The sequence below is a fragment of the Serratia sp. BIGb0234 genome (assembly GCF_024809915.1).
GTDB classification, from domain to species: Bacteria; Pseudomonadota; Gammaproteobacteria; order Enterobacterales; family Enterobacteriaceae; genus Serratia; species Serratia liquefaciens.
The window spans coordinates 63,735-76,176 of the sequence record NZ_JANUEI010000004.1 but is presented as its reverse complement, the minus strand read 5'-3'; the positions used below and the strand labels follow the sequence as shown (position 1 = coordinate 76,176).

At 56.2% G+C, this 12,442-nt stretch carries 10 protein-coding genes; 7 read left to right on the top strand and 3 right to left on the bottom strand.

Annotated elements, in window-relative coordinates:
- Positions 1-150: 150 nt before the first annotated feature.
- Positions 151-1,542: an amino acid permease gene (locus tag M2407_RS16595; RefSeq protein ID WP_128865203.1), complete on the top strand. Its 1,392-nt coding sequence runs from the start codon at positions 151-153 to the stop codon at positions 1,540-1,542.
- 28 nt (positions 1,543-1,570) lie between these two features.
- On the opposite strand, the gene M2407_RS16590 is transcribed toward M2407_RS16595, so the two are convergent.
- The gene (locus M2407_RS16590) at positions 1,571-1,987 is read right to left on the bottom strand and encodes a hypothetical protein (RefSeq protein ID WP_020827058.1); all 417 of its coding nucleotides are present in this window, start codon (positions 1,985-1,987) and stop codon (positions 1,571-1,573) included.
- Between the two features lie 126 nt (positions 1,988-2,113).
- On the opposite strand from M2407_RS16590, the gene folM reads away from it, so the two are divergent.
- The 6 genes from folM (at position 2,114) to M2407_RS16560 (ending at position 8,276) form a co-directional block, all read left to right on the top strand.
- Complete coding sequence (folM, locus tag M2407_RS16585) at positions 2,114-2,836, top strand: dihydromonapterin reductase (RefSeq protein ID WP_046373437.1); 723 nt, start codon at positions 2,114-2,116, stop codon at positions 2,834-2,836.
- A gap of 73 nt (positions 2,837-2,909) precedes the next feature.
- Complete coding sequence (gene rstA / locus M2407_RS16580; RefSeq protein ID WP_041415408.1) at positions 2,910-3,635, top strand: two-component system response regulator RstA; 726 nt, start codon at positions 2,910-2,912, stop codon at positions 3,633-3,635.
- Positions 3,632-4,936: a two-component system sensor histidine kinase RstB gene (gene rstB, locus M2407_RS16575; RefSeq protein ID WP_020827061.1), complete on the top strand. Its 1,305-nt coding sequence runs from the start codon at positions 3,632-3,634 to the stop codon at positions 4,934-4,936. The genes rstA and rstB overlap by 4 nt, the downstream gene beginning before the upstream one ends.
- A 66-nt stretch (positions 4,937-5,002) precedes the next feature.
- Positions 5,003-6,499 (top strand): carboxypeptidase M32, encoded by a 1,497-nt coding sequence (locus M2407_RS16570; RefSeq protein WP_259218647.1) that lies wholly within the window; start codon positions 5,003-5,005, stop codon positions 6,497-6,499.
- A gap of 347 nt (positions 6,500-6,846) precedes the next feature.
- Positions 6,847-7,152: an acid resistance repetitive basic protein Asr gene (gene asr, locus M2407_RS16565; RefSeq protein ID WP_020827063.1), complete on the top strand. Its 306-nt coding sequence runs from the start codon at positions 6,847-6,849 to the stop codon at positions 7,150-7,152.
- Positions 7,153-7,454: 302 nt separating this feature from the next.
- Positions 7,455-8,276, top strand: a complete 822-nt coding sequence (locus tag M2407_RS16560; RefSeq protein WP_046373433.1) for a serine protease — start codon at positions 7,455-7,457, stop codon at positions 8,274-8,276.
- A gap of 3 nt (positions 8,277-8,279) precedes the next feature.
- Here the strand turns inward: M2407_RS16560 and M2407_RS16555 are convergent, their stop codons facing one another.
- Together M2407_RS16555 and hrpA are read right to left on the bottom strand one after the other, a co-directional pair.
- The gene (locus tag M2407_RS16555) at positions 8,280-8,417 is read right to left on the bottom strand and encodes a hypothetical protein (protein WP_221932189.1); all 138 of its coding nucleotides are present in this window, start codon (positions 8,415-8,417) and stop codon (positions 8,280-8,282) included.
- A gap of 85 nt (positions 8,418-8,502) precedes the next feature.
- The gene (gene hrpA, locus M2407_RS16550; protein WP_259218646.1) at positions 8,503-12,390 is read right to left on the bottom strand and encodes an ATP-dependent RNA helicase HrpA; all 3,888 of its coding nucleotides are present in this window, start codon (positions 12,388-12,390) and stop codon (positions 8,503-8,505) included.
- Between the last annotated feature and the right edge of the window lie 52 nt (positions 12,391-12,442).

Genomic DNA, 12,442 nt, shown 5'->3' with positions numbered 1-12,442 from the left:
CGCATATTCAATCATTGCATCCGCAGAGATCCATCCGTAGAATTTGCGCGAATTTTTAGGGCTATTGTCTATTTGTTCAGTAATTACCATTACGTTGTTACTGCCGAGCAGTTCCCTCCCAGTTGTTTATTCTGTGTTCAGGATCCGTCATTGGAAAAGAAACTAGGTCTTACCGCGTTAACCGCATTGGTGCTCAGCTCAATGCTGGGCGCTGGGGTTTTCAGCCTGCCGCAAAACATGGCGCAAGTCGCCAGTCCGGCCGCCCTGCTATTGGGTTGGGCGATTACCGGTGTCGGCATCCTGTTTCTGGCTTTTGCCATGCTGTTGCTCACCCGCCTGAGGCCCGATCTGGACGGCGGTATTTTCACCTATGCGAAAGAAGGCTTCGGCGAACTGGTGGGTTTCTGCTCCGCCTGGGGGTATTGGCTGTGCGCCGTTATCGCCAATGTTTCTTACCTGGTGATCGTGTTTGCCGCGCTAAGTTTGTTCACCGATCGCGGTGGCGAGGTCATTTTAGGTGACGGCAATACCTGGCAGGCGCTGCTGGCTGAGTCGCTGCTCCTGTGGATTGTGCATGCGCTGGTACTGCGCGGCGTGCAAACCGCGGCCAGCATTAATTTGGTCGCCACCCTGGCCAAACTGTTGCCGCTAGGGATGTTTGCCGTCTTGGCGGCGGTTGCCTTCAAAATGGACGTATTCACGCTGGATTTCCACGGCGTCGCGCTTGGCAAACCGGTGTGGGAACAGGTTAAAAATACCATGCTGATCACCCTGTGGGTGTTTATCGGCGTGGAAGGCGCAGTGGTGGTTTCGGCCCGTGCACGCCATAAAAAAGATGTGGGCCGCGCCACTATGCTGGCCGTGGTTTCCGCACTGGCGGTTTATCTACTGGTAACGCTGCTCTCATTGGGCGTGGTACCGCGCAGCGAATTGGCTGAGATGCGCAATCCGTCAATGGCAGTGTTGATGGTCGATCTTATTGGGCCATGGGGTGATGTGATTATCGCCGCCGGACTGATCGTCTCGGTCTGCGGCGCTTACCTGAGCTGGACGATTATGGCTGCCGAAGTGCCGCTGCTGGCGGCGCAACACGGCGCGTTTCCGAAAATATTCAGCAAGCAGAACAAGAACCACGCGCCTTCGGCTTCGCTGTGGCTGACCAACCTCGCGGTACAGTTCGCTCTGGTGCTGATCTGGCTGACCGGCAGCAACTACAACTCGCTGCTGACTATCGCTTCGGAAATGATCCTGGTGCCCTATTTCCTGGTCGGCGCCTTCCTGTTTAAGGTGGCGATCCGTCGTCAGGACAAGCGGCTGATGTTTGCCGCGACGGGCGCTTGCCTGTATGGCATTTGGCTGCTCTATGCGTCAGGCTTGATGCATCTGCTGATGTCGGTGCTGCTGTATGCGCCAGGGCTGTTGGTGTTTATCTATGCAAGGCGCGGACATGGTGATGTCAAATTGCTGAATCAGCTGGAGAAAGGCAGTATTTTTCTGTTGCTGGTGGCCACGGTACCGGCCGGCTGGTTTATGTTGCAGTAGTGAAAAACGGCCGGGTGGAAACACCCGGTCAGTTAGATTGGGACAGGCCCAGGCTGATGCTCATGCGTTCACCCACCTGAGAGATAATCACTCCCTCAACGCACTCTTGTTGGATGGCTGCCAACTGCTGCTTATCGAGCGCATACGGTAGTTTAATGTCGAACACTGCCAGCCCCTGCTGCTGCGCCAGATCGATCAGACGCACAATGTTAGTTTCGTCGCTGACCTGGGTGGAAACCACCTGCAGCGCCAACGCCTTCAACTGCTCTTTCCGCGTTTGTGATGCGGAAGCCTGCGATTTCAATACCATGCCAAAAAACGGCATCACACCATAGATTGCATCTACAAAGCGCCAGTGCTTCTTGCACGATGCGGACAGAAAATCCATGTAATCAAAACAGATTTTCTCACTGCGGGCGACGGGTGCAAGGTGACTACTGTTCATCCCTTCCTCTCATTGCCAGTGTATTACATCCTGAAATGGATAATCGATGCGAAGCTTTAACGAATTTCCGCCGTATAATGGCATAATTCCCCTATTGTTTGCCAGTCTGTCCAGGAGCTTTAATCAATGGAACTTCACAACTCTGCGCCGGTCCTGATCACCGGCGGCGCACGTCGGATTGGGCTGGCCCTGGCCAGGTCATTCTTACAGCGCGATATCCCGGTGATCATTGCCTATCGCAGCACTTATCCGGCGCTGAGCGAGCTGAAAAGACTGGGCGCTACCTGTATTCAAGGGGATTTTTCCACCCATGAGGGCATTTACAGTTTTGCCGAACAGGTGCGCCAAACAGCCCCAAAACTGCGCGCGGTGATCCACAACGCCAGCGCCTGGCAGGCCGAATCCCCAGAGGTGCCGCCGGAGCAGGTGATGGCGGCGATGCTGCAAATTCACGTTTATACCCCCTACCTGCTGAATCAGCTGCTGGAACCCTGCCTGCTGGGCCAGGGTCAAGCCGGGGCTGATATCATTCACCTGACAGATTATGTGGTGGAAAAAGGCAGCGACAAACACATTGCCTATGCCGCCAGTAAAGCCGCCCTGGACAATATGACCCGCTCGTTTGCCCGCAAGCTGGCACCGGAAGTCAAGGTCAACGCCATCGCGCCTGCGCTGATTATCTTTAACCCGGGCGACGACGAGCATTATCGTCAGCAGGCGTTGGCAAAATCGCTGATGAAAATCGCCCCCGGCGAAAGTGAAGTGGTCAACCTGGTGAACTACTTGCTGGACAGTCGTTACGTCACCGGCCGAACCCATGGCGTGGATGGCGGAAGACCCCTGCGCTAGCGCATGATCTGCATGGCTTATCGCGGTGCCCCGCGCTATGCTGAATTTCGTTATTCTGATAAAACCGCTGAATATGCATAAAATTGTTTTTGTTGAAGACGATCCGGAAGTCGGCAAACTGATTGCCGCCTATCTGGGCAAGCACGATATTGAGGTTCTGATCGAGCCGCGTGGTGACAGCGCACAGGCTCGCATCGAGCTGGAGCAACCGGATCTGGTGCTGCTGGACATTATGTTGCCCGGTAAGGACGGTATGACTTTATGCCGCGACCTGCGTCCGACCTTCGCAGGCCCGATCGTGCTGCTGACCTCGCTGGACAGCGACATGAACCATATCCTTTCGCTGGAAATGGGTGCCAACGATTACATCCTGAAAACCACGCCCCCGGCGGTGTTGTTGGCGCGCCTACGCCTGCATCTGCGTCAGCATGGCCATCAGCCAAAGGAAGAATCGACCCAGCCGATCACCCAGCACAACGCCTTGCACTTTGGCTTGTTATGCATCGACCCGGTCAACCGCCAGGTGACGCTGGGCGAAGAGATCATCACCCTTTCCACCTCGGATTTCGATCTGCTGTGGGAGCTGGCCACCCATGCCGGTCAAATCATGGATCGCGAAGCCCTGCTGCAAAACCTGCGCGGCGTGAGCTATGACGGCCTGGACCGCAGTATCGACGTCGCGATTTCCCGCCTGCGTCGCAAATTGTACGACAACGCACTGGAGCCTTTTCGCGTCAAAACCGTGCGCAATAAAGGTTACCTGTTCGCCCCGAACGCCTGGGAGTTCGTGCAGCAATGAGAAAGCTCTTTGTGCAGTTTTTCCTGCTGCTTTTCGTTTGCTTCCTGGTGATGGCGATGCTGGTTGGCCTGGTGTACAAAGTCACCGCTGAACGCGCCGGCCGCCAGTCGATGGACGACCTGATGAAAAGTTCGCTGTACCTGATGCGCAGCGAACTGCGGGAAATCCCGCTGAAAGACTGGAACAAGACCATCGCCACGCTGGATTTGAACCTGTCGTTTAAGCTGCACATTGAACCGCTGGGTAAACAGGATCTGAGTGAAGACCTGAAGAAACGCCTGCGCCTTGGCGAAATTATCGCGCTCGACGATCAATACACCTTTATGCAGCGCATTCCCCGTAGCCACTATGTGTTGGTGGTGGGTCCGATCCCTTATCTGTTCTATCTGCATCAAATGCGGCTGCTGGATTTGGCGCTGCTGGTGTTTATCGGCATGTCGCTGGCGCTGCCGGTGTTTCTGTGGATGCGCCCGCACTGGCAGGATTTGCTGAAGTTGGAAAATGCGGCACAGCGCCTGGGGGCCGGGCACCTGGATGAACGTACCCATTTCGATCCTACCTCCAGTCTGAACCGGCTTGGGGTGGCCTTTAACCAGATGGCGGATAACGTCAATACGCTGATCGCCAGCAAGAAGCAGCTCATCGACGGCATCGCCCACGAGCTGCGTACGCCACTGGTACGGCTGCGTTATCGGCTGGCGATGAGCGATAATCTGTCCGATAGCGAGCAACAGGCATTGAATCGCGATATCGGCCAGTTAGAGTCACTTATCGATGAACTGCTTACCTACGCGCGGTTGGATCGTCCCCAGGTGGCGCTCAATATAGAGCCGCTCGACTTGCCCAAATGGTTGGAAGACAAGGCGGATGACCTGCGGCTTATCCATCCGGAACGAGAAATTCAACTGGATATCCCCCACGTCGGCGATTTTGGCGGCGTTGATTTGCGTCTGATGGAGCGGGTGCTGGATAACCTGGTAAACAACGCATTGCGTTACTCCGAACAGCGCCTGCGTATCGGCCTGTGGTTTGACGGCGACAATGCCTGCTTACAGGTAGAAGACGATGGACCCGGCATTCCGCCGGAAGAGCGTGAACGGGTATTCGAACCCTTTGTCCGCCTCGATCCGAGCCGCGATCGTGCCACCGGCGGTTGCGGCCTTGGCCTGGCCATTGTGCATTCGATTGCCGTGGCCTATCAGGGCCAGGTTTATGTTGACGCCAGTTCGCTCGGCGGTGCCAGCTTCCGTTTCTGTTGGCCAATAAAGCCCACTTTCGATTTAAAAGCAGACCCGGTGTAACCCTGTTCACGCACAGCATGACTACGCGAAAGAGTGATCCGGATTAAAATAATATGGAGCTAAACGATGACATCTGCACATACCCCATCCTCATACGACGAGCTGCGCGCCCTGTTCACCCGCCTGTCGCGCTTCGGCCACCTTTCCGCTATTGCCGGTTGGGACATGCAAACCATGATGCCACCGGGCGGCAGCAAAGCACGTTCGGAAGCGCTGGCTGAACTGAGCGTACTGCAACACCAAATTTTGACCGCAGAAAAAACCGGCCGCCTGTTTGAACGTGCACAGCAGGAAACCCTGGATGACATTGATCGCGCCAACCTGCTGGAAATGCGTCGCCAATATGACAATGCGGTGCTGGTGCCGGAGTCGCTGGTCGAAGCCAAGTCGCTGGCCGGCGCGCGTTGTGAACATGCCTGGCGCGCTCAGCGTCCAGCCAACGACTGGGAAGGTTTCGCGGAGAACCTGCGTGAAGTAGTCAAGCTTAGCCGACAGGAAGCGCAGATCCGGGCCGAAGCAGCAGGCACCAGCCGCTACGATGCGCTGCTGAATCTGTATGAACCGGGCATGCGCAGCAGCGATATCGACCGCATTTTTGGCGATCTGAAAACCTGGTTGCCTGACCTGCTGCAGAAAGTGGTGACCAAACAGGCTCAGGAACCTTGCCTGATCCCACAAGGGCCGTTCAATGTGGAGACCCAGCGTCAACTGAGTTTGAGCGTAATGAAACTGCTCGGTTTTAACTTTGATGGCGGCCGCGTGGACGTCAGTGCACACCCATTCTGCGGTGGCGTACCTGAAGACGTGCGCATCACCACTCGCTATAACGATAAAGAATTCCTGACGGCACTGCTCGGTATCGTGCATGAAACCGGTCATGCCCGTTACGAGCAAAACCTGCCGCGTGACTGGCTGGGCCAACCTGTAGCTCAGGCGCGCTCAACGGCCATCCACGAATCGCAAAGCCTGCTGTTTGAAATGCAGTTGGCGCGCGGCAGCGACTTCCTGAAGATCCTGCGCCCGTTGGTGACCCAGCAATTTGGCGAGCAGCCGGCGCTGGAAGAAGCTAACTTTATCCGTCTGAATCAGCGTGTAAAACCCGGCCTGATCCGCGTAGATGCTGACGAAGTGAGCTACCCGGCGCACGTAATCTTGCGTTATGAGATCGAGAAAGCCCTGGTTGAAGGCGAGATCGAGGTGGAGGACATTCCGGCACTGTGGAATGAGAAAATGAAGGGTTACCTCGGCCTGGATACCGTCGGCAACTACCGTAATGGCTGCATGCAGGACATTCACTGGACTGACGGTGCCTTCGGTTACTTCCCGACTTACACTCTGGGCGCCATGTATGCCGCGCAACTGTTCCACAGCGCACGTGAAGCAATGCCATCGTTGAGCAGCGACATTGCCGAAGGCAACCTGACTCCGCTGTTCCACTGGCTGAAACAGAATATCTGGCGCCACGGCAGCCGCTTCCCTACCGATACGTTGATCGCTAACGCGACCGGCGAAGCGCTTAACCCGGCCTATTTCCGCAAGCATTTGGAAAACCGCTACCTGTAATCCTGTCCCCAGGCACAATGTCCCGTGCCTGGGCATTTTCCCCTGCTTTGCCAGCATGATTCCATAGTGCACTTCCCCCTCCTACGACACCTTGGCCGCAGAGAGTGGGTCGGTAACTCTCTATATGTATGTTGTAACTAAAATGGAAAAATTAAGTGCCTGTTGGGCATCCGCTCTAACTGCGATTATCGCTCGCCGGCGCTTTCATCTCCCTTTTCTGTGGGTTCGTACATTAGGTTACACGCCGAAACCAATCACTCACGGAAAGCATTCTGGCGTTTGCCTACTATCTTTACACCGGCCCCGCAGTGGGCTCGATACATGATGAGTCATTTGAGGAATCTACAATGAAAAAAGTATTAGCTCTGGTTGTTGCCGCTGCAATGGGTCTGTCTTCTGTTGCCTTCGCTGCTGACGCTGCCACCACCACGGCAACCCCTGCTGCGACAGCGACTACCACCACCGCAGCTCCGGCTAAAACCACTCACGTGAAGAAACATCACGCGAAGAAAGCGCCAGTACAAAAAGCGCAGGCGGCTAAAAAGCACCACAAAGCTACTGCCAAAAAAGCGCCGGCTCAGAAAGCCCAGGCCGCCAAGAAACACCACAAAAAAGCCAGCCACAAAAAAGCCACCAGCACGCCAGCGGCATAATCGCAATCTGAAGTGAGGCTCCCCTCACCAGTCCAGGCTTGAGTTGTCCAACACCCGGTTCGCCGGGTGTTTTTTCATCGGGGGTTCTCATCATGCTGCGTCGCTACCTATTTGAAATCATTTTGGCCAGCCTGATCCTTTGCGGGCTCATTGCCGCCTTTTTTTATCTGTAGCCGCTCAGCCCCTCGGGATAAGAAATTATTGAAAAATCAATCACTGCCCATCCACACTGCGACTAAATCAGTCTATAGTTACCATTCAGTGTGTTTATGGATGACCCGTCATTTCCAGGCAAGAAACCTATGCGCATAACCGTTTTGCTGTTGCTGTGCTCATTCCCGCTCGCACTTTCCCTCTCAGCAAGGGCCGACAGCCCTTCCGATGCATCGATCGCTGAGCAAACACGCCTGTTTTTTGGCAAAGATGAACGCATCAAGGTCACCGAAACCGACGGCTGGCCGTGGCAGGCGATTGGCCAGGTAGAAACCGCCAGCGGTAATTTGTGCACCGCCACGCTGATCTCTCCTCATCTGGCACTCACCGCCGGGCACTGCGTGCTGGCACCGCCGGGCCAATTGGACAAGGCGATCGCACTGCGCTTTGTGGCCGGCAACAAGAGTTGGCAATACCAGACCGACAATATCGAGACGCTGGTTGACCGCAAGCTGGGCAAAAAGCTCAAGGCCGACGGCGACGGCTGGATCGTACCGCCAGCAGCCGCGGCGTATGACTTTGCCCTGATCCGCCTAAAGGATAAAAAGCCGCTGCCGATTAAGCCGTTGCCGCTGTGGCAAGGCGACAGCAAGGCTCTGACTCAGGCGCTGAAACAGGCCAAACGGCTGATTACCCAGGCCGGGTATCCGGGAGATCACCTCGACGATCTCTACAGTCACCAAAACTGTAAAGTGACGGGTTGGGCGCAACAAGGCGTACTGTCGCATCAATGCGATACCCTGCCCGGCGACAGCGGCTCGCCGTTATTGCTGAAAACCGCCGCTGGCTGGAAGCTCATCGCCATTCAAAGCTCCGCACCGGCAGCCAAAGATCGTTACCGTGCCGATAACCGCGCACTGGCGGTGACCGGTATCCGCGATGCGCTGGACGCACTGGCCGCGGGGAAATAAGCGTTATAAGCCGGCGTGGGCTTCTGCGCCGGTTTCCCTTGAGACGTTTCCCGCCATAAAGCCCTTGGGCGTGGTGCCGGTGAACTGCCGGAAGAACGCGATAAAAGCGCTGTCGCTGGAAAAGCCCAAATGCTGTGCCACGGTGCTGACCCTGGGCAAAACCTGCCCGCAACGCTGCTGGTGTGCAGCCTGTGCCTGGTCTGCACAGGCTGCCTGTTCGCGTTGCTCAGCCCGAAAGCTGTTCGATAGTCTGCAAGATACGCTTGTCAGAGATCGGGTAAGGCGTGCCGAGTTGCTGAGCGAACAGACTGACGCGCAGTTCTTCGATCATCCAACGCACCTCTTTCACCTCTTCATCCTGCTGTCGCTTCGGCGGCAGTTTGTTCAGCCACTGTTGCCAGACCTGTTGCACCTGTTCCACCCGCAGCATCTGCGCTCGATCGCGATGCGGATCGGTCGCCAGCTTCTCCAGACGGCGCTCAATTGCCTGCAGATAGCGCAACGTATCCGACAGGCGCTTCCAGCCGTTGTTGGTCACAAAACCGCGATAAACCAGGCCGCCGAGCTGGTTTTTGATATCCGACAGCGCCAGCGCCAGGGAGATGTCCACCCGGCCTTTCAGCCGTTTATTGATGTTGAATACCGCCGTCAGGATCTGCTCGACCTGTTTGGCTACACCTACCACCGTTTCATTCAGCTCGGCGCGCACTTTTTCCTGCAGGCGGGCAAAATCCTCTTCCTGCCAAACCGGCCCGCCGTGCTCGGCAATCAGCTTATCGATGCCGCACGAGATGCAGTCGTCAATCAAATCCAGCACCCTGCCATAAGGGTTAAAGTACAGCCCCAGCTTGGCTTTGTTAGGCAGTTTTTCATGCAGATACTTGATGGGCGATGGAATGTTCAGCAACAGCAGGCGGCGCGTTCCCTGCCACATCGCCTGTTGCTGTTCCTGCTCGCTGTCGAACAAACGGATCGCCACGCTGTCTTTTTCATCCACCAGCGCCGGATACGCCTTCATCGAATAGCCACCGCGTTTCTGCTCATAAAACTCCGGCAGTTTGCCGAAGCTCCAGATATGCAGATTGCTTTGCTCCAGCCCATCGTCTGCCACCGCAGACAGGGTTTCCTGCACCTTGTCTTTCAGTTGCAGCTTCAGCTCGGTCAGGTTTTTGCCTTCCAGCAGGGTTTTGTGTTTTTCCCCCACCACCCGGAAAGTCATTTTAAGGTGATCGGGCACCTGTTCCCACTGCCAGTCATCTCGTGACACCGTCACACCAGTCATACGACGCAGCTCGCGCTCCAGCGCATCCAACAGCGGCAATTCCAGCGCGGTGACCCGTCCCAGAAAAGCCTCGGCATAGTTCGGTGCCGGTACAAAGTTGCGACGAACCGGTTTGGGCAGCGACTTGATCAGAGCAATCACCAATTCACGGCGAATGCCTGGAATTTGCCACTCAAAACCCTGATCCTCAACCTGATTAAGGATCGGCAGAGGAATATGCACCGTCACGCCGTCGGCGTCGGTACCTGGCTCAAACTGATAGGTCAGGCGCAGCTTAAGGTTGCCCTGATGCCAGGTATTCGGATAGTCCAGCGCACTGACCTTATTGGCACCGTCCTTGATCAGCATCTCTTTTTCAAAGCTGAGCAGATCCGCGTTCTGTTTTGCGGCGTTTTTCCACCAGTTGTCAAAATGACGCCCGGAGATCACCTCGCCAGGGATGCGCTGATCGTAGAAACTGAACAGGGTTTCATCATCAACCAAAATGTCACGACGGCGCGACTTATGCTCCAGCTCCTCCACTTCCGCACGCAGCTTCAGGTTGGCACTGAAGAATGCATGGCGCGTCTGCCAGTCGCCTTCCACCAGCGCATGGCGGATAAACAGTTCCCGGCACAGCAGCGGATCTATGGTGCTGTAATTAACCTGTCGCGCAGCGACGATGGGCAACCCGAACAGCGTCACTTTTTCGGTGGCCATCACCGCACCCTGGGATTTCGACCAATGGGGTTCGCTGTAGCTGTGCTTCACCAGGTGCTGGGCTAACGGCTCAATCCACTCCGGTTCGATACGTGCGGCGATACGCCCCCACAGGCGGCTGGTCTCAACCAGTTCGGCCACCATGGTCCATTTCGGCGGCTTCTTGAACAGACCTGAACCTGGGAAGATAGAAAATCTTGCGTTGCGAGCGCCCGTGTACTCTTGCTTATCAGCATCTTTCTGGCCGATATGCGATAGCAAACCGGTCAATAACGCGGTGTGTACGCTGCGGTAATCGGAAGGTTCGCTGTTGACCGGCAGCCCCAGCTCTTTCACCACCTGTCGCAGTTGGGTATAAATATCCTGCCATTCACGCACCCGCAAATAGTTAAGGAAATCATTGCGGCACAGCCGACGGAACTGACTGGATGAGTGCTCTTTCTGCTGCTCTTTCAGCCAGTCCCACAGGTTGACGTAAGCCAGGAAATCCGAATCTTTGTCGGCAAAGCGTCGGTGTTTCTCGTCCGAGGCCTGCTGTTTGTCCATTGGCCGTTCGCGCGGATCCTGTATCGACAGCGCAGCGGTGATGATCATCACTTCACGCACGCTGCCGCTTTTCTGCGCCTCCAGCACCATGCGCGCTAAGCGCGGGTCGATCGGCAATTGCGCCAATTGACGCCCCTGAGGCGTGAGCTGGTAGTGGCCATTGTCCGCCGTTTTAATCGCGCCCAGCTCTTCGAGCAGGCGCACGCCATCGAGAATATTGCGCTTGTCCGGCGCCTCAACGAACGGGAAAGCGGCGATATCCCCTAACCCAAGCGACGTCATCTGCAAGATAACCGACGCCAGGTTGGTGCGCAGGATCTCCGGATCGGTAAACTCCGGACGCGACAGGAAGTCCTGTTCCGAGTACAGACGAATGCAAATACCGTCGGAGACGCGCCCGCAGCGGCCCTTGCGCTGATTGGCGGAAGCCTGCGAAACCGGCTCGATCGGCAGGCGCTGCACCTTGGTGCGGAAACTGTAACGACTGATACGCGCGGTACCGGGATCAATCACGTACTTGATGCCGGGCACGGTCAGTGAGGTTTCCGCCACGTTGGTCGCCAGCACGATGCGCCGCCCGTGATGCGACTGGAATACCCGGTTCTGTTCGCTGTTCGACAAACGGGCATACAGCGGCAGGACCTCGGTATGCGGCAAATTAAGACGGTTCAGGGCGTCGGCGGTGTCGCGAATTTCGCGCTCGCCGCTCATGAAGATCAGGATATCCCCCGGCCCTTCGCGGCCCAGCTCATCTACCGCATCGAAAATCGCCTGCAGTTGATCGCGGTCGGTATCGTCGGCATCGTCCACTACCGGACGATAACGCACCTCGACCGGATAAGTACGACCAGAGACTTCGATAATCGGCGCGTTATTGAAATGGCGCGAAAAACGCTGCGGATCGATAGTCGCCGAAGTGATGATGACTTTGAGATCCGGGCGCTTTGGCAGCAGTTCACGCAGGTAACCCAGGATGAAATCAATGTTCAGGCTGCGTTCGTGCGCTTCATCGATAATCAACGTGTCGTACTGCATCAGCAGCCGGTCCTGCTGGATTTCCGCCAACAGGATCCCGTCGGTCATCAGCTTGACCAGGGTGTTTTCGCCGACCTGATCGTTAAAGCGCACCTTATAACCGACGCTGCCGCCCAACGGCGTTTCCAGCTCGTCGGCAATGCGGTTGGCTACGGTACGCGCCGCCAGGCGTCGAGGTTGGGTATGGCCGATCAGCCCTTTTACCCCGCGCCCCAGCTCCAGACAGATCTTCGGCAACTGGGTGGTTTTCCCCGAACCGGTTTCACCGGCAACAATCACCACCTGATGGTCGCGGATGGCCTGCAGAATATCCTGTTTTTTCTGACTGACCGGCAGGTTTTCCGGGTAGGTGACTTTCGGACAGGATGCGGCGCGCGACTGCACTTTTTGCAACGCTGCCGTTATGTCACTTTCCAGCTCGGCGGCGACGGCCGACTGAGCATCGGGATTTTTGATTTTTCGTGCGCCCTGCAGCCGACGTTGCAGACGTTGTTGGTCACGGAGCATCAGCTCGCCCAGTTGGGCAGACAGTGCCGCGAGCGGAGATTTCACGTTCGGTATTCCTTGTTTCATCGCTGCTATATCAAGCTTTAGCAGCGGTTTG

What these genes read in the sequence shown, in the direction of transcription:
- M2407_RS16570 (WP_259218647.1), top strand. Translation starts at nt 5,003, where the DNA reads ATGACATCTGCACATACCCCATCCTCATACGACGAGCTGCGCGCCCTG.
- M2407_RS16590 (WP_020827058.1), bottom strand. Translation starts at nt 1,987, where the DNA reads ATGAACAGTAGTCACCTTGCACCCGTCGCCCGCAGTGAGAAAATCTGT.
- asr (WP_020827063.1), top strand. Translation starts at nt 6,847, where the DNA reads ATGAAAAAAGTATTAGCTCTGGTTGTTGCCGCTGCAATGGGTCTGTCT.
- folM (WP_046373437.1), top strand. Translation starts at nt 2,114, where the DNA reads ATGGAACTTCACAACTCTGCGCCGGTCCTGATCACCGGCGGCGCACGT.
- rstA (WP_041415408.1), top strand. Translation starts at nt 2,910, where the DNA reads ATGCATAAAATTGTTTTTGTTGAAGACGATCCGGAAGTCGGCAAACTG.
- M2407_RS16560 (WP_046373433.1), top strand. Translation starts at nt 7,455, where the DNA reads ATGCGCATAACCGTTTTGCTGTTGCTGTGCTCATTCCCGCTCGCACTT.
- rstB (WP_020827061.1), top strand. Translation starts at nt 3,632, where the DNA reads ATGAGAAAGCTCTTTGTGCAGTTTTTCCTGCTGCTTTTCGTTTGCTTC.